The following is a 26487-nucleotide window of genomic DNA, read 5'->3' as shown; positions in this document are numbered from 1 at the left end:
CAGGCGTTTCCAAAATGGGTGACGGAGATGGGGAGATTTGAACTCCCGCGCCGGTTGCCCGACCTACCGCATTTCGAGTGCGGACCCTTCAGCCACTTGGGTACATCTCCAGAATTCCGAAAGTAACCGGAACCGTTCTTTATTATATCGGGATTAAGGCAAAAGGTCAATTCTTTTTGAAGATTTTGTAAAGTTTTCTTCTTGTGTATTTATTGACGAAAAGAACTTCCTGTAATATGATAAACTATAAATAGTTTTAAGCAAAGTAACGGATTGGGTTGTATGAGGAAGTCCATAATAATAGAAGGAGACTGAAATGAGCGACAAAAAGACATCCATTTTGAAAGCAGTAGAGCAATTAACTCAGAATTATCACGAAGAAGAGCTGTTTTTGCCGAAAAGCGGCAGAAGGCTGCCGAGCAGGGCAGTTGTCATTAACATATTGAAGGATTTAAGGTCTGTGATTTTTCCGGGATATTTTAATGTGGACTCCGGAGCTGCCATGTTTCCGGAGCATTACACAGGATATCTTTTGAATGATCTGTACGACAGGATGGAGGCAGAGATTGAGATTGCTTTTCTTTATCAGGGAGAAGAGCAGCAGGAGGCGGCGCAGCATGCGCAAACCGTGGCGTGCAGCTTTTTTGAGCAGCTTCCGGAAATTCAGGAGATGCTTTTGAAAGATGTGCAGGCCGGCTTTGACGGTGACCCGGCGGCAAAAAGCAAGGAAGAGATCATTTTTTCCTATCCCGGACTGTTGGCAATTTTTACTTACCGCCTGGCGCATGTGCTCTATCTGGAAAAGGTTCCGTTTATTCCAAGGATCATGACAGAGTATGCTCATGACCACACGGGAATTGACATTAACCCGGGAGCAACCATTGGAGAGTATTTCTTTATTGACCATGGTACCGGTGTGGTAATCGGTGAGACTACGGAAATCGGAAACAATGTGAAGCTTTATCAGGGAGTTACGCTGGGCGCGCTTTCCACCAGAATGGGGCAGCAGCTTGCAAATGTAAAACGTCATCCTACCATTGGCGATAATGTGACGATTTACTCCAATTCCACTGTTTTGGGAGGAGAAACTGTCATTGGAGAGAATACGATCATTGGCGGAAATACCTTTATCACGGAATCGATTCCGGCAAATACAAAGGTAAGCGCCAAAAGCCCGGAGCTGGTCATCAAGAAGCCGCGCACGCAGGTTTCTGTTACGAATGTATGGGATTGGGAGAATTAAAATGATGATGCAGCCAAATCCCCCGCAGCTCTGCTGTATGGGATTTGGCTGCACCTGATAGGGCTGAAAAAAAGCTGCAAAAAAAATAAAAAAATTGAAAAAAAGCAGTTGACAAATAAAAGCAGGTCGTATATAATAATCATCGTTGCAGCGGTAAACGCTGAAAGCACTGAAATGTGCGGGTGTAGTTCAATGGTAGAACACCAGCCTTCCAAGCTGGATACGTGGGTTCGATTCCCATCACCCGCTTATGCGATAGTGGCGTAGTTGGTAACGCGCGACCTTGCCAAGGTCGAGACCGCGGGTTCGAGCCCCGTCTATCGCTCTAAAGACTCTGAGTTTCCTCAGAGTCTTTTGTTTTTGGGAAAAAGATTGCGGGAGGCTATTTCATCTGATAAGCCACCAGAGCAATATTCCAGTATCCCAGTTTATTGATCTCATGTTCGCAGTCGCGGATTTTTTCACAGCAGGCTTCCGAAATGTCCGCTATTTCTGCATTCGAAAATTTTTCTTTCATATTCTCTTTTTCATTTCCCATTTTTATACCTCACTTTCAGATGAAACAAGCCCATAAAAACTGAGCAGATAAAGTCCGCAAAGTCCTACAAGCCCATAAACGATCCGGGAAAGCCATGACATGCTTCCGAATAAAAGCGCTACCAGATTCAGATTAAAGAACCCGATCAGTCCCCAGTTGATAGCTCCGATTACAACAATGGTCAATGCAAAATACTGTAAAAATTTATTACTCATAATTCACCATCCTTTCAGACATCATATCTATCAGTACATTAGTGTTGCAAAAAAAACAAAAAATATACGCAGCCATTCTAAAAGAACAACTGCGCATATAAAATATCAGATGAAAATTATTGCAATTTCAAAATCTGAGATTTAGTCTGACCGCCTCCAAAGCTGAATGCTTCTCCGGCCTGCAAGGTTACATCGCTCATATCGCCCAGGGAAAATGCCTGGCAAACATTGACCGTCTGCCCTGGCTCGATCTCAGACATAAACTGGTCAATGGCACTTTCATTTGTCTCAGGAATGGCAGCATTCAGGGCGTTTCCATTCTGATAAGCCTGAAGATTTACATCCACCATGGCGCTGGAGGCCGTGGAGCCATTGTTGGTGTAGTCATAATAAACCAAAAGACAAGGACTTCCGGCAAAATCGTTGGTTACCACATGTCTGGTATAACGGATGGAAAACTTTTCTGCGGACATATCAATGGTATCGCCTTCTGCAGCCGCGGGAGTCTGGGGCGTACTGCCGTCTGACTGGGCATCGGCAAGGGATTGACTGATCTCGTCCTCCACACTCTTGAAGTTGGCAGACATCAGCTTTACGGTTTCCTCATCAAGAGAGACGATCTTCCACTGGTCTGTTGTTTTTATGACGGGATAAACAATATCGGTTTCACTGAATTTATCATCCAGGGAGGCAGCCTTTTCGCTGAGGATAGATGCCAGTCGGGCCTGGGTATCTTCTTCGGTAAGGCTTTCGCCGGAAAACGCCTTGGAAACGATCTGGCGCAAAAATTCACTGACCGTTTCTTTATAAATGTCAGAGCCGTCCACATAGCGGATGCGTGCTGTGATCCTTGCTGTTCCGTTCTGGATATCAAAATCATTTCTGCGGATCTCGTATGTCATTTTTCCGTTGATGCTCTTAAAAAATTCTGCATAAACATCGTTGCGGATGTCTGCATTGTCCAGAGCAGAAAGGTCGTTGCTCTGAAGCATGGATTCCATGGCTGTAAAATCCATTTGCTGTACGCTGGTCAGGAATTTTTCAACTGCTTCCGCCGGTTTTTGCCGTTCCCAAAAGTAGTATCCCACACCACAGCCTACGGCAAGAACAAGTACAATGATAAAAATGATCAGACCGGCTTTTCCTTTTTTTCTCATAAGCCCTCCTTTAATAGCGTTTCATTACTAAGGTTCATTATATCAGAATCTATTGACATTGGCAATCCCGGGCTATATAATCAAATCATGACTGACCAGCCGGTCGGAAACGGACAGACTATAAATGAAAGACATCAGATAGGAGAAGAGCAAGCTATGATTTCACGATACAGTGTCAAAAAACCATATACAGTAGTTGTTGCGGTTGTGCTTATCATCATTCTGGGAGTCGTTTCACTGGGGAAAATGGACACAGACCTTTTGCCCAGCATGAATCTTCCATACGCGATTGTTATGACTACATATGCAGGGGCCAGCCCTGAGACGGTGGAAACGGTAGTGACCAGACCCATTGAGCAGTCCATGGCTACAGTTACGGATATTGAGAACGTCAGCTCACAGTCCAGGGAGAATGTTTCCATGGTCATTCTGGAGTTCCAGAGTTCCACGAATATGGATTCCGCTTCCATTGAAATCCGTGAGAAGCTGGATCAGATAAGCGGTTATTGGGATGATTCTGTGGGAAAACCCATGATCATGAAGCTGAATCCCGACATGATGCCCATTATGATCGCTGCGGTAGAGATTGACGGCATGGAAGCTACGGAGGTGACGGATTACGTAGGAAGCCACATTGAAGCGGAGATCGAGAGCGTGGCAGGTGTGGCAAGCGTGTCCACTACAGGAACGGTCACTGAGAGCATGGAAGTGCTGATCAGCGAAGAGAAAGTAAAGGAAACGAATAAAAAGGTTGCGGCGGCGCTTGATAAGCAGTTTGAGGAAAAAGAACAGGAGCTTGCCGATGCGGAGGAAGAACTTGCCGAGGGAAAGGAAAAGCTTGAGGACGGAAAGGAAGAACTGAAAAAGGGTAAAGAACAGCTTGAGCAGGGGAAAAGCCAGCTTGTCTCCGGTCTGGCCCAGGGGCAGGAGCAGATGAACGCCGCTGAGGAACAGATTCTGGCAGGTGAGGATGAGATAGACGAAAAGCTTGCCATGCTGGATGAAAAGCAGGAGGAGCTGAATGAAGGAAAACAGAAGCTCCAGGAAGGCAGAGAGCAGGCGGAGCAGGGGTTTGAACAGCTAAATACGGCACAGAGCGGCATTGAGCAGCTTCAGCAGGCAATGACCGGGCTGGACGATAAGGAAACTGAGCTCAACCAGCAGCTTTCCCAGGCATAGGAGCAGCTTTCTCAGGCCCAGGGAGCAGTAGCAGCCCTGGAGCAGCAGATAGCAGCCCTGGCAGCGCAGGAGGAAGGAGCGGACGGAGAGACAATCGCCCTGCTGGAAGAGCAGATAGCAGCCCTTATGGGACAAAAGACGGAGCTACAGGCGGGAGTTGACCAGTTGGACCAGGCGATTCCGGCTATCCAGAGCGGAATTTCCGAGATTACCAATGGAAAAGCTTCACTCCAGGAGCAGTTAAACCAGATCGTATCCGGTCTGGGAAAAGAAACACCGGAGGAAGCCATCAGTTACATAAATGAGCAGGCTACAACGATTTGGAATACTCTGGATGAGCTGGCGGACAGCGAAAAGCAGCTTGAGGAAGGGCAGAAACAGCTTGATGCGGGCCGTGAGCAGTTAAATGCCGCCAAAGAGCAGGTGGCATCCGGCAAGGCGCAGCTTTCCAGCGGAAAAATAGAACTGAATTCCAAACAGCTCCTGGCATCTATTGATATGAGCGTTGCACAGGCTAAATTAGACTCCAGCAGCACCCAGGTGGAACAGAATGAAGCAAAGCTTGATGAGGCGCAGGAACAGATCGATTCCGGCAAGGAACAACTGGCAGATGCAAAAACACAGGCAAAGGAAAGCGTTGATTTAAACAATCTGATCACGGTCGACCTGATCAAGGGTATTCTGGCAGGCGAGAACTTTTCCATGCCAGCCGGTTACATCCAGGAGGGCAGCGATGATTACCTGGTACGTGTAGGCGATAAGCTGTCTGACGGCAAAAACCTGGAGGATCTGGTACTTCTGGATCTGGGACTGGACGATCTTGAGCCTATCCGGGTTTCCGATGTGGCAGATGTGACGAGACAGGATGACAGCGATACTGTATATGCCCGTCTGAACGGTCAGCCGGGAGTAATGCTGACGGTGGAAAAGCAGACGGGCTACTCCACAGGAGATGTGACAGATCGTCTTTTGGAAAGGATTGCCGAAATTGAGGAGAACCAGGAGGGTGTACATTTTTCCGTTCTGATGGATCAGGGGGTATATATTGACCTGGTGGTGGATTCTGTTGTGCAGAATATGCTTTCCGGAGCGGTTCTGGCAGTTCTGATCCTGCTTTTATTCCTGAAAAATATCCGCTCGACGGTGATCATCGCATGCTCGATCCCTATCAGTGTGGTAACTGCTTTTGTACTGATGTATTTCAGCGGCATTACCCTGAATGTTATTTCGCTTTCAGGTCTGGCACTGGGAATCGGTATGCTGGTGGACAACTCCATTGTTGTGATTGAGAATATTGACCGCCTGCGTCAGCAGGGAATGAGCGCAAGGAGAGCAGCCGTTGAGGGAGCCAATCAGGTGGCGGGCGCCATTGCTGCATCGACCCTGACTACCGTGTGTGTCTTTGCACCTATTGTGTTTACAGAGGGTATCACCAGGCAGTTGTTTGTGGATATGGGACTGACGATTGCGTTTTCACTGCTTGCAAGTCTTGTGGTGGCACTGACACTGGTACCTATGATGTCCGCAGGGCTTCTGAAAAACAGCAAGCCGAAGGAAAGCAGGATTTTCGATAGGATCCGCGATGCTTATGCAAAACTTCTTGCAGGAGTGCTGCGTTTTAAGATACCGGTACTTCTTCTGGCTGTTGTGCTTCTGGTTGGAAGTGCTGTGATGGCTGTGCGGAAGGGAACTGCTTTCATGCCTGGAATGGAAAGTACACAGGCAACCATGACCATTACTGTGGAAAAGGGAACTCCTTTCGGAGATCTGACCCAGTGCGCGGATGAGGTGATCGCCAGCATTGAGGATATTGACGACATCGAAAGCATCGGAGCTATGGCTGGCGGCAGTTCTATTTCAAGTATGATGGGCGGTGGCAGCTCTGAGACAAATTCTGTAAGTGTTTACCTTCTGTTAAAGGAGGATAAGAAGCTGACCGGAGAGCAGCTTGAGAATGAGATCCTGAACAGGACGAAAGATTTTCCATGTGAGGTGGAAATAAGCACCCAATCCATGGATATGAGCGCTCTGGGCGGAAGCGGTATCCAGATACGGGTTAAGGGAAAAGAGCTGGACGACCTGGCAGCCATTGCCTCAGATGTGGCAGAGATCGTGGAAGAAACCGAAGGTACACAGAATGTATCGGACGGACTGGAGGATGCGGACAAGGAATTCCGTATTTCCGTCAATAAAGAGAAGGCAATGGAATACAAACTTACAGTGGCGCAGGTTTTCCAGGCTATACAGAAGAGACTTGCCGAGGCTTCTTCAGCCACGACGTTATCCACTGCAGACAAGGATCTGAGTGTGTATGTCCGTGACCAGCGCGATGAGGAGATGACGAGGGAGGACTTAAAGAAGCTTACCATTGAATATACCAATAACGAAGGGGAAACTGAGGAGGTAAGGCTTTCCAAAATTGCAGATTTTACGGAGGCAACAGGTCCCCAGTCTATCTCCAGGGATTCTCAGACCAGATATATGACCGTCAGTGCAGAAATCGCACCGGGATATAACATCGGACTGGTAAGCAATGAACTGGAAAAGAAGCTGGCAGACTATGAGCTGCCAAAGGGCTACAGCGTGGAAATGACAGGAGAGGATGAAACGATCAATGAAGCTATGGAGCAGCTTTATCTGATGCTGGTTCTGGCGCTTGCCTTTATGTACCTGATCATGGTGGCGCAGTTCCAGTCGCTTTTGTCGCCGTTTATCGTTATGTTTACCATTCCGCTGGCATTTACAGGAGGCTTTATGGGGCTGGTGATCGCGGATCAGGAAGTCAGCGTTATTGCAATGATCGGATTTATCATGCTGTCTGGTATTATTGTAAACAACGGCATTGTGCTGGTGGATTACACCAACCAGCTCAGAGCGGAGGGCATAGAAAAAAGAGCAGCGCTGGTTCAGGCGGGAAGAGACCGTCTGCGCCCCGTCATCATGACGGCCCTGACAACGATCCTGGGTCTGTCGACCATGGCCGCAGGAATGGGAATGGGCGGAGACATGGTACAGCCAATGGCGATCGTGGTGATCGGCGGACTGATCTATGGTACGATCCTTACATTATTTATCGTGCCGTGCATATATGACCTGTTAAACCGGAAAAAATACAAAAAGCTGGAGCTGGAACTGGAGGAAATTACAGATGGAAGCGGAGATCAATGAGAAGGTCCTGGCCATGTATCATGCCGTATGGAATCTGATGGATGAGGGGCATGATATCAATAAGCTGAAGGTATCGGATATTACCGAGCGGGCTGGAATCGGTAAAGGAACAGCATACGAATATTTCCGAAGCAAGGAGGAGATCCTGGAACAGGCAGTTCGCTATGATGCGACCCTTCAGTATAATGAGCTTGCCGAAAAGCTGGAGAAGCAGCAGACACTGAAGGGCTCTATGGAATGCGTTTTTTCCTGGCTGGAGGATAATATCGGACGGCGCCGTTTTATCCTGCAGTTTCTGGAGATGTCTGCAGAGATGCGGAAAAAAGACGGCGGGCGGAGGTTCTGCTGTGTGGAGGAACACATGAATCACGGATTTGAAGCATTTCGCCGTCTTATTGGGATCATGGTGGAAAAAGGGCGGCAGGAGGGAAGCATCTCTATGGAGACTTCAGAAAAGCACGCCCAGTTGACTCTGTTAAGCCAGTTTATGGCATTTTATGTGTACCTGTCTGCGGAAAAACCGACGGAAGAAGCCACAACCAGAATGACAAAAGACCTTTTATATGGTAATATTATAAAAAGTCTGTCCGGAGTGTAAAACCAGGACAGAGTGAAAGGAAGCCGAACATATGAGTAGAAAATATGAAGGATTTTTTGAATCAGAGGCAGATGGATTGAATATTTCCGTTATGGCTGTGATGCCTGACGAGAAGCCATACAGGGGAATTCTCCAGTTGGTCCATGGGATGAGCGAGCATAAGGAGCGATACCTGCCTTTTATGGAATATATGGCAGAGCAGGGATTTTTGTGTGTGATCCATGACCACCGGGGACATGGAAAAAGTGTGAGGAGCAAGGCTGATTTTGGCTATATGTATGGCGGCGGTGCTGAAGCTATGCTGAAGGATATTGAAACTGTAAACCGTGATGTGCGCAAAGAATTTCCTGAGCTTCCCCTGATCCTTTTCGGACACAGCATGGGCTCTCTGGCAGTGCGGGCTTTTACAAGAGATCACGATGACTGTATGGATATGCTGGTCGTGTGCGGATCTCCCAGCAATAACAAGGCCAGAGCTCTTGGAAATGCCATTGCCCATGTGGAGGGAGCTGTCTTTGGACCTGCTCACAAGAGCCGCCTGTTGGAAATCCTGTCTTTTGCGGGCAATGAGATGAAATTCAGAAAGGACGAAAAGTGTACCTCCTGGGTATGCTCAGATAAGGAGGCGGCAGATGCCTACAATGCTTCTGAGCTCTGCGGCTTTACCTTTACGGATGACGGATATCTGGCGTTGTTCGAGCTGATGAAGAGAGCTTATGACGTAAAGCACTGGAACTGCACCAAGCCGAAAATGCCTGTGCTGTTTGTCAGCGGAGCCGATGATCCCTGTCTGATCGATGTGCGGCATTTTGCAAAGACTGTCCAGGCTATGAGGCGGGCGGGCTATCTGGATGTAAAGGGAAAGCTTTATCCCGGAATGCGTCATGAAATTTTAAACGAAACGGATAAGAAAAAGGTTTACCGGGACATTGCATGGTACATCAAAAAGAAGGGATTTTAAACACGTTTGACGAAAAACGTATAGAAATGCCTGTTTCTGCACATACTGGAAGCAGTTTCCCTCTATACACTGAGGGCTGAAAAGGAGCAGGCTTATGAGGAAAAACGGATGGATGCTGCTGCTGGTTTTGCTCTGCGTGGCCTTTCTGGTAAGCTGCGGCAAAGGAAACCAGGAGCAGACAGACAAAGGAGAACTGGTAAGGACGGAGACGGAGGGAAATTTCCTTCCGTCTCTGTCTGTGTCACGGGATAGAGAATAGGGAAACTCGTATCAATAAATGTTGACCTGGATAAACAGGATTGGTATAATTTAACTATTGTCTTAATAGCAAATTCAGGAGGAACGAATGATGAGAGCCAGCGGTGTGTTATTACCGATTTCCAGCATCCCATCCAATTACGGAATCGGATGCTTTTCAAAAGAAGCTTATGTGTTTGTAGACCAGTTGGTAGAAGGAGGCCAGAAATACTGGCAGATTTTGCCCCTTGGACCGACAGGGTACGGAGATTCCCCGTATCAGTCTTTTTCCACCTTTGCGGGGAATCCTTATTTTATAGATTTGGAGGAGTTCATCCAGAAGGGGCTGCTCACCAGTGAGGAATGCGGACGCTGCGATTGGGGCGGAAGCGAGAGCTATGTGGATTACGAAAAAGTATATCAATCCAGATTTCCACTTCTGCGCAAAGCGTTTGAGCGTTTTGACAGTAAAAACGAGGAAGATTATGAGGAGTTTGTAAAGGAGCAGGGCTTCTGGCTGGAGGATTACTGCCTGTATATGGCAATCAAAAATGAACTGAAAAACATTGGATGGAATGAGTGGCCTGCAGAGCTGAAAGGACGTGATCCGGAGGCTATGGAGGATGCGCGGGAACGGCTGGATGAGGAAATACGTTTCTATCGTTTCCAGCAATACTGGTTTTACCGCCAGTGGGACCGTCTGAAAAAATATGCCAATGACAGAGGTGTGGAGATCATTGGTGATCTGCCTATTTATGTGGCGTTTGACGGTGCTGACGCCTGGGCGAATCCGGATCTGTTCCAGTTTGATGAGGAGAATACGCCTGTTGCAGTGGCTGGATGCCCGCCGGATGCTTTTTCCGCAACAGGGCAGCTTTGGGGAAATCCTCTTTATAATTGGGAATATCACAAAAAGACAGGCTATGTGTGGTGGATCCAGAGAATGACCCACTGTATGAAAATATATGATAAGGTGCGCATCGACCATTTCCGCGGCTTTGATGAGTACTGGGCAATTCCATATGGGGATGAAACAGCGGAAAACGGTGCATGGGAAAAGGGACCCGGACTGGAGCTGTTCCAGATCCTGGAAAGCAGGATTCCCAACCTGGATGTGATCGCGGAGGATCTGGGCTTTTTGACAGAAAGCGTGTTAAAGCTTTTGAAGGATTCCGGCTTTCCGGGAATGAAGGTACTGCAGTTCGCCTTTGACTGGAGCGAGAACAGCACCTATCTTACCCATAAATATGATAAAAACTGCGTGGTATACACAGGAACCCATGACAATGAAACATCAAGAGGCTGGTATGAAGGTCTGAATGGTCACGATGCCTGGTTTGTGAGACAGTATACAAACTGCGAAGGAAAAAACATATGTGACTGTGTATGGGATTTCATCCGTGCAGCCATGTCCAGTGTAGCAGATCTTGCAGTGATTCCGCTGCAGGACTACCTTTGCCTTGGAAACGAGGCCAGGATGAATACGCCTTCCACTCTGGGAGATAACTGGAAATGGAGGCTGGTAAAGAACCAGCTTAACAGCGAGACCCTGAGACGTATGAGGGATATGACGAAGCTTTACGGACGGATTCAGGAGCAATAAAATGAAAAGATTAATCAGATTTCTTCGAGGTTACGAAAAAGAATCCGTGCTGGCACCGCTTTTTAAGATGCTGGAGGCCACATTTGAGCTGATCGTTCCCCTTGTGGTGGCAAATATTGTGGATATCGGAATCAAAAACCAGGATGTACCATACATCTGGAGACAGTGTGTGATCATGGTATTGCTTGGAGTGATCGGACTTGTCTGTTCGCTCACAGCACAGTATTTTTCGGCAAAAGCAGCTATGGGATTCAGCACGGCTCTGAGAACGGCGATGTTTGCGCATATCAGCAAGCTGTCCTATCGGGAGCTGGACCGTCTTGGGACACCCACGCTGGTGACAAGGATTACAAGTGACATTAATCAGGCGCAGACAGGAGTCAATATGGTCCTCAGACTGTTTCTGCGTTCCCCGTTTATTGTAGCGGGAGCTGTGATCATGTCCTTTACCATCAATGTGAAAATCGGATTTATCTTTCTCATTGCGGTTCCGCTTATATCGGTTGTGATATACATGATCATGAAAAGCACCGTGCCGATTTACAAAAAAGCACAGGCTTCCCTGGACAGGATTTCCCTTATCACAAGGGAAAATCATGTGGGCGCCAGAGTGGTGCGGGCTTTCGGCAGGCAGCAGGAGGAAAACAGGGAGTTTGCAGCATCAAATGATGAGTATACCAGGATCCAGATTCAGGCGGGCAAGATTTCAGCCCTTTTGAATCCTGCCACCACGGTGATCATGAACTTTGCCATCATCGGGATCTTGTGGTATGGCGGTAAAGCTGTTTACAGCGGTGTGCTGACACAGGGCGAGGTGGTAGCCCTGGTAAATTACATGTCCCAGATCCTCATTGCGCTGATCGCTTTGGCAAACCTTATTGTGGCAGTCACCAAGGCCATGGCTTCGGCAGTGCGTCTAAACGAGGTGTTTGACACCCAGCCAAGCCTGACGGATGAGGGGACTCATGTACAGGAGGAAAAGGAGAACCGTCCAAGGGTAGAGTTTCAGGATGTGTCCTTTACCTATGCGGGAAGCCAGGAGCCTGCACTTTCACACATTTCCTTCCGGGCTGAGCCGGGAGAGACGATTGGCATTATCGGAGGTACGGGCTGCGGAAAATCCACATTGGTAAATCTGATACCAAGGTTCTACGATGTGAGCCAGGGAGAGGTGAGCATCAATGGAAATTCTGTAAAGGATTATCCGTTTGCACAGCTTCGAAAGAAGGTGGGAATGGTTCCGCAACATGCAGTTCTTTTTAAGGGGACCATTCGTGATAATATGAGATGGGGCAAGGAGGATGCCACGGATGAGGAAATCGACCGGGCGCTATCCATTGCACAGGCAAAGGAGTTTGTGGACAGCAGACCGGGAGGGCTTGCTGCCACGATCAGCCAGGGAGGGGCAAATCTTTCCGGAGGCCAGAGACAGAGGCTGACCATCGCCAGGGCTCTGGTAGGAATGCCGGAAATCCTGATCATGGATGACAGCGCATCGGCACTTGACTTTGCTACAGACGCGGCTTTGCGTCATGCCATCAGAGAACAGACAGAAGGAATGACTGTGTTTATTGTTTCACAGAGAGCGACCTCCATTAAACATGCAGACAGGATACTGGTGCTTGACGACGGAGAGCTGGCAGGAGTGGGAACCCATCAGGAGCTGATGGAATCCTGTCAGGTTTACCGGGAAATCTGCCTGTCTCAGTTATCAGAACAGGAGGTGAACCGCTGATGGGAAAAAATAAGGACACATTGAAACGGGTGCTGAAATATATCAGCCCCTATAAAGCAAAAATCGTACTGATGCTGCTCATGGCTGTGATTACGGTTGCCTTTACCCTTTACACCCCAATCCTCATCGGTAACGGTGTGGATAATATTGTGGGGCCGGGCAATGTAAATACAAAGGGGCTTTTGAAGGTGCTGGGGACTCTGGCAGTGGTAGTGCTGGGCACGGCGGTTTCCCAGTGGGTGATGAACCTGCTGACCAATCAGGTGACCTACCGTGTGGTACAGGATATCCGTGGACAGGCATTTGCACATTTGCAGGAAGTTCCGGTATCTTATATTGATTCCAACCAGCCGGGAGATATTCTCAGCCGGATCGTATCGGATGTGAGCCAGTTTTCTGACGGACTTTTGATGGGCTTTACCCAGTTGTTTACCGGAGTGCTTACCATTTTGGGAACCATTGGGTTTATGATGTCCATCAGTATAAAAATTTCGCTGATCGTAATTTGTCTGACTCCGGTTTCTCTGTTTGTGGCAAGCTTTATTGCCAGCAGGACCTTCCGGATGTTCCAGGAGCAGTCGGAAAAGAGAGCGGAAATGACTTCCCTTGTGGAAGAGCTTGTGGGAAACCAGAAGATTGTGCAGGCTTTTTCTTATGAGGAGAAGGCCATGGAGCGGTTCGGAGCTGTGAATGAGGAGCTTCGGACCTGCGGGATCAAAGCAATCTTTTTCTCATCCATTACAAATCCGTCTACCCGGTTTGTAAACGGGCTTGTATACACCAGTGTTGGAATTTTCGGTGCGTTCACCGTTATCCGGGGTGGAATGTCCGTAGGACAGCTTACCAGCTTTTTGAACTATGCAAACCAGTATACAAAGCCTTTTAACGAAATCTCCGGTGTAGTGACAGAGCTGGAAAATGCTCTTGCCTGCGCAAAGCGGTTGTTTGATTTTATTGATACGCCTGCTCAGGAGCCGGATGTGCCGGGAGCGTATGAGTTGGAAAAGGCGGACGGCAGCGTGCTGGTAGAGGATGTTTCATTCTCTTACCGGAAGGAAGTGCCGCTGCTTCAGAATATTACCATTGATGTAAAGCCGGGGCAGAGAATCGCTATCGTGGGACCGACAGGATGTGGAAAAACCACGATGATCAACCTGTTGATGCGCTTTTACGATGTGGATAAGGGACAGATCGCAGTGAGCGGTCATCCGATCCGGGAAATGACCAGAGACAGTCTCCGGAAAAATTTTGGTATGGTGCTGCAGGAAACATGGCTGAAGGCCGGAACGATCCGGGAGAATATTGCTTACGGTAAGCCGGATGCTTCTCTGGAGGAAATTGTGGAGGCTGCAAAGCACGCCCATGCACACAGCTTTATCAAGCGTATGCCCCAGGGATATGACACGGTGATCACGGAGGACGGGGGAAATATTTCCCAGGGACAGAAGCAGCTTCTCTGTATTGCCAGGGTGATGCTGATGAAGCCTGCAATGCTGATCCTGGACGAGGCTACCTCATCCATCGATACCCGTACAGAGGTGCGGGTCCAGAAGGCGTTTGCAGAGTTGATGGAGGGGCGCACAAGCTTTATCGTGGCACATCGTCTTTCCACCATCCAGGAGGCGGATCTGATTCTGGTCATGAAGGACGGCAATATCATTGAACAGGGAAAACACCAGGAGCTTTTGGCAAAGGGCGGCTTCTATGCGAAGCTGTATGAAAGCCAGTTTGCGGTGTCCTGAATCTGCAGCCCGGTGGAATTACAATTTAATTGTCCGCTGCTTGCGGCGGGATTTTGGACTTGCGTCAGGAGGAAAAAATGGAAGAACCAAGAAAAGAGGATATCACGGAAGAAGTGAAAGAGGAGCAAAAGGATCAGGAAACGCAGCCGGGAACCCTTCCGGTGAAGAGCTGTATACTGATGTGCTTTGCGGGAATTTATCTGGTTTACACCGGATACAGGCTTTGCAGCAATGTGCTGAACGGAGTGGACGGAGCCTCCTGGGGCTTTATGATCGCCGGGATCGCCTTTCTGATTGCCGGTATAGGAATGCTGATCGTAGGAGGCAAGGGCGTTATACGTGATGATAAAGAAAAAAAGGCCCTGGCAGCAGCACAGAAGGCAGAGCAGGAGGCTAATAAGAATAAGGCTCCTGCTGGCGGGGAAACTGCGGAAAAACAGGGGGCAGCCGGGAAAATGTCCATTGCGGACAGGGCGAACCTTGTGAAAAAGATTAATGAAGAAGAGGATGCAGAGTAAAAGCGTGTGAGAAACAAAAGGACCAGGCTTTTTATGGAGCGCGGTAAACGTCCATAAGAAGCCTGGCTCTTTATAAACTGTTACGTATGTCTTTTTCTGCGGCGTTTGCCGCTGGGATTATGTAGGGTGGACCAACAGAATGCCTGTACCAGCAGAATGCCCACCAAAGCTCCGATGCTGTCAATGCCCACATCCTTTATGGACGGTCCGCGGCCCGCTACAAAAGACTGGTGATATTCGTCAAAGCCCGCGAAGCCTACGCAGATGATACCGGCAAGAAGCATCAGCCAGATACCGCGCACACGGTACACGTAAAGGGGAAAAGAAATGGCAATGGCAAGAAGAAAATATTCTGTCATGTGTGCCGCTTTTCTCACGTAATATTCGATGGAGCTGGCAGCATAATCCAATTCGCTGTAGCTTTTGTTCTCATTTAACAGCTCATTCTTAGTCTCCACGATCTGATAACTGACTTTGTAGCTTAAGTCCCCGGACACCTCCCCTGTCTGGGCTGAAAATGAATAAATGACATACATCATCAGAATAGCAGGGAGAAAAGAAAGAGGTTTTAATAAAAAAATCACTAATTTCTTCATGGGTCTTAATATAGCACGTAGGTTTGGAATTGTAAAGAAAATCTTGCGATTGCGGGAAGGGGAGTGACCATGGTACAATGTACAGAACATAGACATAGAAAAAGGAGGTACACATGAGTTTAGCTGACAATATTTTTATAGATATGTGCAAAGATGTAATTGCAAACGGTACAAGTACGGAGGGGGAAAAGGTGCGTCCCGTCTGGGAGGACGGAACTCCGGCATACACCATTAAAAAATTCGGCGTGGTGAACCGCTACGACCTTCGTAAGGAATTTCCGGCGCTGACCTTAAGAAAAACAGCGCTGAAAAGTGCCATGGATGAGATTTTATGGATCTGGCAGAAAAAATCCAATAACATTCATGACCTTCACAGCCATATCTGGGACAGTTGGGCAGATGAGAACGGTTCTATCGGAAAAGCCTACGGCTACCAGATGAGCGTGAAGCACCAGTATAAAGAAGGCATGATGGACCAGATAGACCGGGTGCTGTATGATCTGAAAAATAATCCGTATAGCCGCCGCATCATGACAAACATTTATGTGCATCAGGATCTTCACGAGATGAATCTTTATCCCTGTGCGTACTCCATGACCTTTAATGTGACAAAGGAGCCGGGAAAAGAAAAGCTGACTTTGAATGCTGTGCTGAACCAGCGTTCCCAGGATATTCTTGCAGCAAATAACTGGAATGTATGTCAGTATTCTATTCTGCTCATGATGATCGCACAGGTGTGTGACATGGAGGCAGGAGAATTGCTTCATGTGATTTCTGACTGCCATATTTATGACCGTCATATTCCTGTGATCCAGGAGCTGATCGCCCGCACTCCATATCCGGCGCCTACAGTGAAGCTGAATCCGGAGATTAAGGATTTTTATGAGTTTACGACGGATGATCTGATCGTGGAAAATTATCAGACGTGGCCTCAGATCAAAAACATTCCCATTGCCGTATAAAAGGAGGAAGAGCAGATGAAAATTATCGTAGCAGCAGACAAAAACTGGGCCATTGGCAAGGATAATCAGCTTTTGGTAAGCATCCCGGCTGACATGAAGATGTTTCGTCAGGAAACAACCGGTAAGGTTGTAGTAATGGGGAGAAAGACACTGGAAAGCTTTCCGAACGGCCTGCCTTTAAAAAACAGGACAAACATCGTGCTGACCGCAAACAAGAGCTATGACGGCAAGGGTGCTGTGGTGGTGCACTCTATGGACGAGCTTCTGGAGGAAATCAAAAAATACCCCTCCGATGAGGTATACTGCATTGGCGGAGACAGCATTTATAAACAGCTCCTGCCCTACTGTGATGTGGCACAGGTGACAAAAATCGATTTCGCATATGCAGCAGACAGTTATTTCCCCAACCTGGACGAGCTTCCGGATTGGAAGATAGCCGCAGAAAGCGAGGAGCAGACATACTTCGATTTGGAATATAAGTTTGTGAGATATGAGAGAGTAAAATAGAGCTGGATGAGCAATGGAAAAATACGCGACAAGTCGTATCCTTGCAGCATTGGCAGCCTAAAAAAGCCTCCGGGAAAAGAAAGCATCCCGGAGGCTGATTTTTTCAGAATTTTTGGAATTATTCGATAACCTGAATCCATCCCTTCGGCGCTTCAATGCGTCCCATCTGGATTCCTGTGAGGGTGTCGTACAGCTTCTTGGTGATCGGTCCCATTTCGGTCATGCCGCTTGGAAGGCAGATCTCGTTTCCGTGGTCTACGATCTTTCCAACAGGAGAGATAACGGCAGCAGTACCGCAAAGGCCGCACTCTGCGAAATCCTTTACTTCATCCATGTAAATCTCTCGCTCCTCAGCTTCCAGTCCCAGGTATTCCTTTGCAACATAGATCAGGGAACGGCGGGTGATGGATGGGAGAATGCTGTCAGACTTCGGTGTTACAACCTTGCCGTCCTTTGTGACAAACAGGAAGTTAGCACCGCCGGTTTCCTCAACCTTGGTACGTGTTTTGGGGTCAAGGTACATATTCTCGTCAAAACCTTTTTCATGTGCATCCACAATAGCGTGCAGGCTCATCGCATAGTTCAGTCCGGCCTTGATGTGGCCTGTTCCGCATGGTGCGGCACGGTCAAAATCGCTGACACGGATGGTCAAAGGCTTTACGCCGCCCTTGAAGTATGGGCCGACCGGAGTGGTAAATACACGGAACTGATATTCATCAGCAGGTTTTACGCCGATAACCGGATTGGAGCCGAACATATAGGGACGTACATAAAGGGTTGCACCGGAGCCGTATGGAGGAACATAGGCCGCATTTGCTTTTACAGTTTCCACAACTGCTTCGATGAAACGCTCTTTTGGAAATACCGGCATTTCCAGTCTCTTTGCTGAATTTTCCATACGCTCTGCATTTAAGTCGGGACGGAAGGTTACAATATGTCCGTCCTCTGTGGTGTAAGCTTTCATTCCTTCAAAAACGGTCTGGGCATACTGAAGTACGCCGGCACACTCGCTGATGGTAACGGTATCGTCTGTGATCAGTCCGCCTTCATCCCATGCGCCGTCCTTGAAATTGGATACGTAGCGATAGTCTGTTTTTACATAACCGAAGCCCAGGTTGCCCCAGTCGATGTTCTTTTTTTCCATAATAATCCTCCATTCCCGTAAATTCTCAACGAAAATTTATATTCTTTTTATTTTTTCCATTGTAAAACTTTTATTTGTGAAGTTCAATGGGAAAATATATTTTTTTTCGGAATCGCACCTTCTCTTGTTTTTTGCTATGGATTTGTTATAATGAAAAAGTATAAAAAATTAACTGACAAAACCAGGGACTTGGAGGAAAAATGGGATATCAGGAATGGGATGACCTGGGAGATAAGATACAGGACATTATTGACAGCGCCATAAATGAAGGAAACTATCGAAAGCTGAGCCAGAATATCAACCAGACAGTAAACAAGGCGATCAACACAGGCAGCGATGCGCTGCGGGATGCACTTGACAGTGCGTTTAACACAAAGAGCGGCGCTGAGAACCCGGAGCACAATGCACGGGCATACGAAACACATAAAAATCACGGATACCAGCAGCCGCCTTTTGGAAAAAGACAGAAAATTGTTCCGGAACCGAAAAAGGAGACTGCACTCAGCCTCTACGGAAAGACAGGCGGAGAGCGTGTAAAAGGTATTCTTATGACAACCTTTGGCGGCATTTTGACCGGAGGAATGGGAATCGGATTTCTCATTATGGCAATTGCCTCCACGGTTGCCGGACTGACAGGGACAGGGCCGATCCTTGCAGCAGGACTTTGCGTTACAGGAGCAGCTACTGCAGCGGGAGCAGTTCTGTTAGGAAAGGGCTGCGGCAGCCTTGTACGTCTGGGACGTTTTCAGCGGTATATCAAGACATTGGGCCAGCACACCTACTGTAATTTTGAACAGCTATCCAGAGCAGTTGGAAAACCCGTAAAATATGTAAAAAAAGACATCAAGGCCATGATTTCCAGGGGATGGTTCCTGGAGGGGCATGTGGACAAGCAGGAAACCTGCCTGATCACCAGCAACGAAACATATCGCCAGTATGTGGCAACTCAGGAGCAGCTTGAGCAGAAAGCGGAGGCTGAGGCAAAGGCGCAGCAGCAGGAAAAGCTGCCGAAGGATGTGCAGGAGGTATTGGATAAGGGAAATGAATATCTGGTTAAGATCCGCCGGAGTAACGATGCCATTCCGGGTGAGGAGATTTCCAGAAAGATTTCTCATATGGAGCTGATCGTCCAGAAGATTTTTGAACGGGCAAAGGAACATCCGGAGATCATACCGGATCTGAACCATTTCATGGACTATTATCTGCCTATGACGGTGAAGCTTCTGGACGCTTACGAGGACATGGACAGCCAACCGGTAGCAGGAGAAAATATTCGGAATTCGAAAAAAGAAATCGAAGGAACGATCGACACCCTGAATATTGCCTTTGAAAAGATCCTGGATTCTATCTTTCAGGATACTGCATGGGACGTATCCAGCGACATTTCCGTGTTGCATACGGTTCTTGCCCAGGAGGGACTGGCAGAGGATGATTTTGCAAAGATGAAGCGTGAGGCTGCTGAAAAAGCGGTACAATGATCACAGAAAAACATACAAAAAGGAGAACAGGCATGGGAGAAGAATTTAAGGATTTCGGGGGAGCACCTACATTGACACTGGAGCCGGATTTCGGGGCAACCAAGGAGGAACTTGCGGTCCCGGAGCCGGAGGCTGAGGCTGTGAAAAAGGAGATGGAGCAGACGGTATTGTCTCCTGAGGAACAGCAGATGGTAAACGATTTTGCGGAGAAAATTGATATTGAAAATATCAATCAGATTTTGCAGTATGGCGCGGGAACACAGAAAAAGATGGCTGATTTTTCTGATGCTGCCCTGGAAAATGTAAAGACACAGGATCTTGGAGAGGTGGGCGAGCTGATCACCCAGGTGGTGGGCGAGCTTCGCGATTTTGATGCCACAGAGGAAGAAAAAGGTCTGTTCGGATTTTTCAAAAAGCAGGGAAATAAAATCGAAACTCTTAAGAACCGCTACGCAAAGGCTGAGGTAAATGTACAGAAGATCACAGGCTCTCTTCAGGAGCACCAGCGCCGTCTTTTAAAGGATTCAGCCATTTTGGAAAAAATGTATAGCCAGAATCTGACTTATTACAAAGAGCTGACCATGTACATCCTGGCTGGCAAAAAGAAGCTGACCCAGGTTCGGGAGGGAAAGCTTAAGGAGCTGGAAAACAAGGCTGCCCTGAGCGGACTTCCGGAGGATGCGCAGGAGGCAAAGGATCTGGACAGCAAGTGCAACCGTTTTGAGAAAAAGCTGCATGACCTGGAGCTTACCAGGATGATCTCCCTGCAGACAGCGCCTCAGATCCGTCTGGTGCAGAATAACGATACCTCTATGGTGGAAAAGATCCAGACCACCATCGTAAATACCATTCCCCTGTGGAAGAGCCAGATGGTGCTTGCGCTGGGAATCGCCCATTCCACAGAGGCAGCCAATGCCCAGAGACAGGTGACAGACCTTACAAACGAGCTTCTGAAAAAGAATGCAGAGGCGCTTCATATGGCATCTGTGGAAACGGCAAAGGAATCAGAGCGCGGCATTGTGGACATTGAAACCTTAAAGAAAACAAATGCAGACCTGATCCAGACTCTGGATGATGTGATGAAGATCCAGAAGGAAGGCAGGGTAAAACGCCAGCAGGCAGAGCAGGAAATGCGCCGCATGGAAGCGGATCTGAAAAATAAATTACTGGAAATTCAGCATTAAAAACCTCAAAGAACGTCCGGTGAGGGCGTTCTTTCTCTCTTTATGTTAGAGGAATATGGTTGCTGGCGCAACCGCGCTTCGGCGCGAGTGTGTGAGTTTGGAGGAAAAAGCATGTACAGAGAACATACAAAAGTCGTTCAGATAGGAAACCGTAAAATAGGGGGAGGAAACCCTGTTTTGATCCAGTCTATGACCAATACAAAGACAGAGGACGTGGAGGCTACTGTGGAGCAGATTCTGGCTCTGGAGGCAGCGGGCTGCGAGATCATCCGCTGTGCTGTTCCAACCATGGAGGCAGCAAAAGCCCTGGGGGAAATCAAAAAACAGATTCATATTCCACTTGTTGCAGACATTCATTTTGATTACCGTCTTGCCATTGCCGCAATGGAAAACGGCGCTGACAAGATCCGTATCAACCCGGGCAATATCGGCAGCACAGAGCGGATAAAGGCAGTCGTAGATGTTGCGAAGGAGCGGAATATACCCATCCGTGTGGGCGTAAACAGCGGCTCTCTGGAAAAAGAGCTGGTGGAGAAATATCACGGAGTAACAGCAGAAGGTCTTGTGGAGAGCGCATTGGATAAGGTGCGCATCATTGAGGAGCTTGGCTATGACAATCTTGTGATCAGCATTAAATCTTCAGATGTATTGATGTGCGCAAAGGCTCATGAGCTGATTGCGGAGAAGACAGATTATCCCCTTCATGTGGGAATTACGGAAGCAGGAACACTTTATTCCGGAAATATCAAATCTGCCATTGGACTGGGAATCATTCTCTATCAGGGTATCGGGGACACCATCCGGGTATCTCTGACAGGAGCACCCCTGGAGGAAGTGAAATCCGCCAAACGGATCCTGAAGACTTTGGGCCTGAGAAAAGGCGGGGTTGAGGTGGTATCCTGCCCTACCTGCGGGCGTACCCAGATCGATCTGATCGGTCTTGCAAACAAGGTGGAAACTATGGTGCAGGATATTCCGCTGGATATTAAAGTGGCAGTGATGGGCTGTGTGGTAAACGGTCCCGGAGAGGCAAAGGAGGCGGATATCGGGATCGCCGGAGGAGTAGGCGTGGGTCTTCTGATCAAGGGCGGCGAGATCATAAAGAAGGTACCGGAGGATCAGCTTCTGGATACTCTGCGGGAAGAACTTGTAAACTGGAAAAAGTAACGGAAAAGAAGAATGGAAAAAGAATTTTTTGATGTATTTCCGAACTTAAAACTGAAGCAGGAGCTGAAGGAGCTTCTGGAGGATGTGATCGTCACTAAGGTTTCCTGCAATGCGGCAAAGACCCGCATCCGGGTTTATATCAGAAGTGACCGCTGGATCCATAAAAAGCATATTTTTGATCTGGAGGATCAGATCGAGCGCCAGTGCTTTCCGGGGCTGACGCTGAATGTGACGGTGATCGAGCGTTTTTTCCTGTCCAAACAGTATACACCTGCCAATTTTCTGGATACCTACCGTTCCAGTATGGAGCTTGAGCTTAAGAATTATAATATGCTTGAGCACAATCTTTTTAAGCGTGCTGAGATTGTATTTCCACAGGATAACACTCTTCACATGACACTGCCGGATTCTGTTATTGCAAGAGAAAAAAGCGAGATCCTGGTGGAATATCTTCAAAAGATTTTTTGTGAGCGGTGCGGCATGAACCTGAAGGTTGAACTGGAATATGTGGAGACAGAGGAGAGCAAATACCGCAAAAATGCAGCAATCCAGATCCGTCAGGAAGTGGAAAATGTTTTAAAACATGCAAAGATTTCCGGAAAAGAAGAGGGCGCGCAGGAAAGCTCCGCGGGCGGAGCAGCGGAAGAGAAAAAGACGAAAAAAGCAGGTGCATCTCCGGAAAAATCCGAGAAAAAACAGGAATTATCCAGGGAGAAAAAGACCTTCGAAAAAAAAGGAAAATGGGGCGACCGCGGCGGCTTCCGAAAGGATCCGAATCCGGATGTGGTATATGGGCGCGATTTCGACGGAGAGGTTACCGCACTGGAAGCCATTACCGGAGAAGTGGGAGAAGTCATTGTGCGGGGCCAGGTTATGGAGGTGGAAGCAAGGGAGATCCGAAACGAAAAGACCATTCTGATCTTTCCCATCACGGATTTTACAGATTCCATAACCATTAAGCTGTTTCTGCGTAATGAACAGGTTCCGGAGATTACGGAGGCTGTAAAAAAAGGAGCCTTCTTAAAGCTTAAGGGTGTCACCACCATAGACCGTTTTGACAGTGAGCTGACCATTGGTTCAATCAACGGGATCAAAAAGATCGGCGATTTCCGGAACCCGAGAACAGATACCAGCCCCCAGAAGAGGGTGGAGCTTCACTGCCATACAAAGATGAGCGATATGGACGGTGTCACCGATGCAAAGGCTCTGGTAAAACGGGCCTATGAGTGGGGGCATAAGGCGATTGCCATTACAGACCACGGTGTGGTGCAGTCCTTCCCGGAAGCAAATCACTGCTTTGACGCATGGGGCGGCTGCGTGCCGAAGGATTCGGATTTTAAGGTGCTTTATGGCATGGAAGCCTATATTGTGGACGACCTGAAGGGGATGGTCACAAACGCAAAGGGGCAGCGGCTGGACGGCAGATTTGTGGTTTTTGACATTGAAACCACAGGCTTCTCTCCGCTGACGTGCAAAATTATCGAAATTGGAGCTGTTCTTGTGGAAAACGGGCAGATTACGGACCGTTTTTCTACCTTTGTAAACCCGGAGGTACCCATTCCTTTCCGAATTGAGCAGCTTACCAGCATCAATGATTCCATGGTCATGGATGCGCCTACCATTGAAAAGGTACTGCCCGAATTTTTGGAATTCTGTCAGGGAGCTACCATGGTGGCACACAATGCGGATTTTGATATGAGCTTTATTATTGAAAACTGCAACCGCCTGGGAATTCCCAATGATTTTACATATGCGGATACGGTGGGTATGGCGAGATTCCTTCTCCCTGCCCTGAACCGCTTCAAGCTGGATACAGTGGCAAAGGCTGTGGGGGTATCCCTGGATCATCACCACAGAGCTGTGGACGATGCGGAATGCACGGCGCGGATTTTTGAAAAATTCGTAGAAATGCTGGCAGAGAGAGAAATCTTTGATGTAAATGAACTGAACGAAAAAGGGGCGGTGTCAGCAGACACCATCCGAAAGCTCCCCACGTACCATGCGGTGATCTTTATGCGCAATGAGACCGGCAGAATCAATCTTTACAAGCTGGTAAGCCAGTCCCATTTAAAATATTACAACAGACGTCCCCGTGTACCAAAAAGCGTTTTTGAAGCCCATCGGGAGGGCCTGATCATCGGAAGCGCATGTGAGGCAGGAGAGCTTTACCAGGCGCTTTTGCGCAATGCGCCGGATACAGAGATTGCAAGGCTTGTAAAATTTTATGACTATCTTGAGATCCAGCCTCTAGGAAATAACCGGTTCATGATCGCTGATGAAAAAAATGATATGGTGAATTCTGATGAGGATCTCATAGACCTGAACAAAAAGATCGTGAAGCTTGGGGAGCAGTTTAAAAAGCCTGTAGTGGCTACCTGTGACGTTCATTTTATGGACCCGCAGGATGAGGTTTACCGCCGTATCATCATGGCAGGAAACGGATTTTCCGATGCAGATAACCAGGCACCCCTGTTTCTGCGTACCACAGAGGAAATGCTGGAGGAGTTTTCTTATCTGGGAAGCGAAAAGGCAGAGGAAGTGGTGATCACAAACACCAATAAAATTGCTGATATGATCGAAAAGCTTTCCCCTATACACCCGGATAAATTCCCGCCGATCATTGAAAATTCGGACCAGAATTTAAAGGATATCTGTTTTAACAAGGCACATGAAATGTATGGCGACCCGCTGCCCGGAATCGTTGAGGAACGTCTGAATAAGGAACTGAATTCCATTATTTCCAACGGTTATGCGGTGATGTATATTATTGCCCAGAAACTGGTGTGGAAGTCAAATGATGACGGGTATCTGGTAGGCTCTCGTGGTTCCGTAGGCTCCTCGCTGGCGGCTACTATGGCGGGAATTACGGAGGTAAATCCCCTTCCGCCCCATTATCTCTGCCCTAATCCGGAGTGTAAATACAGCGATTTTGATTCCCCGGAGATTAAGGAATTTGCGGGAATGGCAGGCTGTGATATGCCGGACAAGATCTGCCCGAAATGCGGGACCAGAATGAATAAAGAGGGCTTTGATATCCCATTTGAAACCTTCCTGGGCTTTAAGGGAGACAAGGAGCCGGATATTGACCTGAATTTTTCTGGTGAATACCAGGCAAATGCCCACAAATATACGGAGGTCATCTTTGGAAAGGGACAGACCTTCAAGGCGGGAACCATTGGTACCCTGGCAGAAAAGACAGCTTTTGGTTATGTTAAGAAGTATTTTGAAGAGAGAGACCAGCACAAACGGTACTGCGAGATCAACCGGATCGTGCAGGGATGCACAGGAGTAAGGCGTACAACAGGCCAGCATCCGGGAGGTATCATTGTGCTTCCAAAAGGGGAGGAGATCGAGAAATTCACGCCTGTCCAGCACCCTGCAAATGATGTAAACAGTGATATTGTTACCACACATTTTGACTATCACTCTATTGACGGAAACCTGTTAAAGCTTGATATTCTGGGACACGATGATCCGACCATGATCCGTATGCTGGAGGATCTGACCGATATCAGCGCCAGAACCGTTCCGCTGGATGATAAATCGGTTATGTCGCTGTTTGCCAGTACAGAGGCGCTGAAGATCAAGCCGGAGGATATCGGCGGATGTAAGCTGGGCTGTCTGGGAATTCCGGAGTTCGGTACGGATTTTGCTATGCAGATGCTTATTGATACAAAGCCAAAATACTTTTCGGACCTGGTCCGTATCGCAGGTCTTTCCCATGGTACAGACGTGTGGCTTGGCAATGCCCAGACGCTGATCGAGGAGGGAAAAGCCACCATTTCCACTGCGATCTGTACCCGTGATGATATTATGATCTACTTGATCGGAAAGGGAGTGGAGAGCGGTCTTTCTTTTACGATCATGGAGAGTGTGCGTAAAGGAAAAGGTCTGAGAGACGAGTGGATCACGGTCATGAAGGAGCATGGAGTACCGGATTGGTATATCTGGTCCTGCAAAAAGATCAAGTACATGTTCCCTAAAGCACACGCGGCAGCTTATGTTATGATGGCGTACAGGATTGCGTGGTATAAGGTATTTCAGCCCCTGGCTTATTACGCCGCTTATTTCAGTATCCGCGCAACTGCATTTTCCTATGAGCTGATGTGTATGGGACGTGACCGCCTGGAATATTATATGGCAGAAATACGCAAAAAAGGGGACCAGGCATCCAAAAAAGAGCAGGATACTTTAAAGGATATGCGTGTTGTGCAGGAGATGTATGCCAGGGGATTTGATTTTCTTCCCATCGATTTGTATACAGCTAAAGCGCATCGGTTCCAGATTATAGGAGAGAAGTTGATGCCTGCCCTGGACACGATAGAGGGTCTGGGCGATAAGGCGGCTGATGCCGTTGTGGAGGCTGCAAAAGATGGAAAATTCCTGTCCAAGGATGATTTCCGTGACAGGACAAAGGTAAGTAAAACCGTTATTGATCTGATGGATGATCTGGGAATGTTTGGAGACATTCCGCAGTCAAATCAGATGTCGCTTTTTGATTTTACAAAGAATGCAATGTAGCGGATCAGAAGCGAGTTTTGAAAAAAAGAGGGAT

21 protein-coding genes and 3 tRNA genes are annotated in these 26487 nt (G+C 48.0%); 18 read left to right on the top strand and 6 right to left on the bottom strand.

Annotated elements, in window-relative coordinates:
* Positions 1 to 22: 22 nt before the first annotated feature.
* Positions 23 to 110 (bottom strand) — tRNA-Ser (locus ACESZH_RS16970).
* 206 nt (positions 111 to 316) lie between these two features.
* Between ACESZH_RS16970 and epsC the strand changes: the two genes are divergently transcribed.
* From epsC to ACESZH_RS16955, 3 genes are all read left to right on the top strand, one after another.
* Positions 317 to 1243, top strand: coding sequence for a serine O-acetyltransferase EpsC (gene epsC / locus ACESZH_RS16965; RefSeq protein ID WP_373217864.1), 927 nt, complete (start codon positions 317 to 319; stop codon positions 1241 to 1243).
* Positions 1244 to 1421: 178 nt separating this feature from the next.
* Positions 1422 to 1492: transfer RNA gene (locus tag ACESZH_RS16960), tRNA-Gly, on the top strand.
* A 3-nt stretch (positions 1493 to 1495) separates the two neighbouring features.
* Positions 1496 to 1568, top strand: a tRNA-Gly gene (locus ACESZH_RS16955).
* 57 nt (positions 1569 to 1625) lie between these two features.
* On the opposite strand, the gene ACESZH_RS16950 is transcribed toward ACESZH_RS16955, so the two are convergent.
* The 3 genes from ACESZH_RS16950 to ACESZH_RS16940 all read right to left on the bottom strand — a co-directional run bounded on the left by ACESZH_RS16950 (position 1626) and on the right by ACESZH_RS16940 (position 3153).
* On the bottom strand, positions 1626 to 1781 hold the full coding sequence (locus ACESZH_RS16950) for a hypothetical protein (protein ID WP_373217862.1): 156 nt from the start codon (positions 1779 to 1781) through the stop codon (positions 1626 to 1628).
* 2 nt (positions 1782 to 1783) lie between these two features.
* Positions 1784 to 1996, bottom strand: coding sequence for a DUF378 domain-containing protein (locus tag ACESZH_RS16945; RefSeq protein WP_373217860.1), 213 nt, complete (start codon positions 1994 to 1996; stop codon positions 1784 to 1786).
* 116 nt (positions 1997 to 2112) lie between these two features.
* Complete coding sequence (locus ACESZH_RS16940) at positions 2113 to 3153, bottom strand: DUF5067 domain-containing protein (RefSeq protein ID WP_373217859.1); 1041 nt, start codon at positions 3151 to 3153, stop codon at positions 2113 to 2115.
* Positions 3154 to 3309: 156 nt separating this feature from the next.
* Here ACESZH_RS16940 and ACESZH_RS16935 point away from each other — a divergent pair, with 156 nt between their 5' ends.
* From ACESZH_RS16935 to ACESZH_RS16895, 9 genes are all read left to right on the top strand, one after another.
* Positions 3310 to 4332, top strand: coding sequence for an efflux RND transporter permease subunit (locus tag ACESZH_RS16935; RefSeq protein ID WP_373217858.1), 1023 nt, complete (start codon positions 3310 to 3312; stop codon positions 4330 to 4332).
* 126 nt (positions 4333 to 4458) lie between these two features.
* Positions 4459 to 7500 (top strand): efflux RND transporter permease subunit, encoded by a 3042-nt coding sequence (locus ACESZH_RS16930; RefSeq protein ID WP_373217857.1) that lies wholly within the window; start codon positions 4459 to 4461, stop codon positions 7498 to 7500.
* On the top strand, positions 7481 to 8098 hold the full coding sequence (locus ACESZH_RS16925) for a TetR/AcrR family transcriptional regulator (protein ID WP_373217855.1): 618 nt from the start codon (positions 7481 to 7483) through the stop codon (positions 8096 to 8098). The genes ACESZH_RS16930 and ACESZH_RS16925 overlap by 20 nt, the downstream gene beginning before the upstream one ends.
* Positions 8099 to 8129: 31 nt before the next feature.
* Positions 8130 to 9059 carry an alpha/beta fold hydrolase gene (locus tag ACESZH_RS16920; protein ID WP_373217854.1) on the top strand — a complete coding sequence of 310 codons (930 nt, stop codon included), beginning with the start codon at positions 8130 to 8132 and terminating at the stop codon, positions 9057 to 9059.
* Between the two features lie 94 nt (positions 9060 to 9153).
* The gene (locus tag ACESZH_RS16915) at positions 9154 to 9318 is read left to right on the top strand and encodes a hypothetical protein (RefSeq protein WP_373217852.1); all 165 of its coding nucleotides are present in this window, start codon (positions 9154 to 9156) and stop codon (positions 9316 to 9318) included.
* Between the two features lie 87 nt (positions 9319 to 9405).
* A complete protein-coding gene (gene malQ, locus ACESZH_RS16910; protein ID WP_373217850.1) occupies positions 9406 to 10899 on the top strand; it encodes a 4-alpha-glucanotransferase in 1494 nt (497 codons plus the stop codon).
* Between the two features lies 1 nt (position 10900).
* Positions 10901 to 12634, top strand: a complete 1734-nt coding sequence (locus ACESZH_RS16905) for an ABC transporter ATP-binding protein (protein ID WP_373217849.1) — start codon at positions 10901 to 10903, stop codon at positions 12632 to 12634.
* Positions 12634 to 14376, top strand: a complete 1743-nt coding sequence (locus ACESZH_RS16900; RefSeq protein WP_373217847.1) for an ABC transporter ATP-binding protein — start codon at positions 12634 to 12636, stop codon at positions 14374 to 14376. Before ACESZH_RS16905 ends, ACESZH_RS16900 begins: the two co-directional genes overlap by 1 nt.
* Before the next feature lie 77 nt (positions 14377 to 14453).
* The gene (locus tag ACESZH_RS16895; protein ID WP_373217846.1) at positions 14454 to 14894 is read left to right on the top strand and encodes a hypothetical protein; all 441 of its coding nucleotides are present in this window, start codon (positions 14454 to 14456) and stop codon (positions 14892 to 14894) included.
* 80 nt (positions 14895 to 14974) lie between these two features.
* Here ACESZH_RS16895 and ACESZH_RS16890 read toward each other — a convergent pair whose 3' ends face one another.
* Positions 14975 to 15478 carry a VanZ family protein gene (locus ACESZH_RS16890; protein ID WP_373217844.1) on the bottom strand — a complete coding sequence of 168 codons (504 nt, stop codon included), beginning with the start codon at positions 15476 to 15478 and terminating at the stop codon, positions 14975 to 14977.
* Positions 15479 to 15603: 125 nt separating this feature from the next.
* On the opposite strand from ACESZH_RS16890, the gene thyA reads away from it, so the two are divergent.
* Both thyA and ACESZH_RS16880 read left to right on the top strand, forming a co-directional pair.
* On the top strand, positions 15604 to 16452 hold the full coding sequence (gene thyA, locus ACESZH_RS16885; RefSeq protein WP_373217841.1) for a thymidylate synthase: 849 nt from the start codon (positions 15604 to 15606) through the stop codon (positions 16450 to 16452).
* 15 nt (positions 16453 to 16467) lie between these two features.
* Positions 16468 to 16959 (top strand): dihydrofolate reductase, encoded by a 492-nt coding sequence (locus ACESZH_RS16880; protein WP_373217840.1) that lies wholly within the window; start codon positions 16468 to 16470, stop codon positions 16957 to 16959.
* Between the two features lie 118 nt (positions 16960 to 17077).
* On the opposite strand, the gene ACESZH_RS16875 is transcribed toward ACESZH_RS16880, so the two are convergent.
* Entirely contained in the window at positions 17078 to 18103 is a 1026-nt protein-coding gene (locus ACESZH_RS16875) for a branched-chain amino acid aminotransferase (RefSeq protein WP_373217839.1), read from the bottom strand.
* A gap of 200 nt (positions 18104 to 18303) precedes the next feature.
* Between ACESZH_RS16875 and ACESZH_RS16870 the strand changes: the two genes are divergently transcribed.
* From ACESZH_RS16870 to ACESZH_RS16855, 4 genes are all read left to right on the top strand, one after another.
* The gene (locus ACESZH_RS16870) at positions 18304 to 19581 is read left to right on the top strand and encodes a 5-bromo-4-chloroindolyl phosphate hydrolysis family protein (RefSeq protein WP_373217838.1); all 1278 of its coding nucleotides are present in this window, start codon (positions 18304 to 18306) and stop codon (positions 19579 to 19581) included.
* A 32-nt stretch (positions 19582 to 19613) separates the two neighbouring features.
* Positions 19614 to 20765 carry a toxic anion resistance protein gene (locus tag ACESZH_RS16865; protein WP_373217837.1) on the top strand — a complete coding sequence of 384 codons (1152 nt, stop codon included), beginning with the start codon at positions 19614 to 19616 and terminating at the stop codon, positions 20763 to 20765.
* Between the two features lie 111 nt (positions 20766 to 20876).
* Positions 20877 to 21932: a flavodoxin-dependent (E)-4-hydroxy-3-methylbut-2-enyl-diphosphate synthase gene (gene ispG / locus ACESZH_RS16860; RefSeq protein WP_373217835.1), complete on the top strand. Its 1056-nt coding sequence runs from the start codon at positions 20877 to 20879 to the stop codon at positions 21930 to 21932.
* 12 nt (positions 21933 to 21944) lie between these two features.
* On the top strand, positions 21945 to 26453 hold the full coding sequence (locus ACESZH_RS16855; RefSeq protein ID WP_373217834.1) for a PolC-type DNA polymerase III: 4509 nt from the start codon (positions 21945 to 21947) through the stop codon (positions 26451 to 26453).
* Positions 26454 to 26487 lie beyond the last annotated feature (34 nt).

It is taken from the genome of Ruminococcus sp. 5_1_39BFAA (genome assembly GCF_964240875.1).
Lineage (GTDB): Bacteria > Bacillota > Clostridia > Lachnospirales > Lachnospiraceae > Blautia_A.
This window is presented reverse-complemented; position numbering and strand designations above follow the sequence as displayed.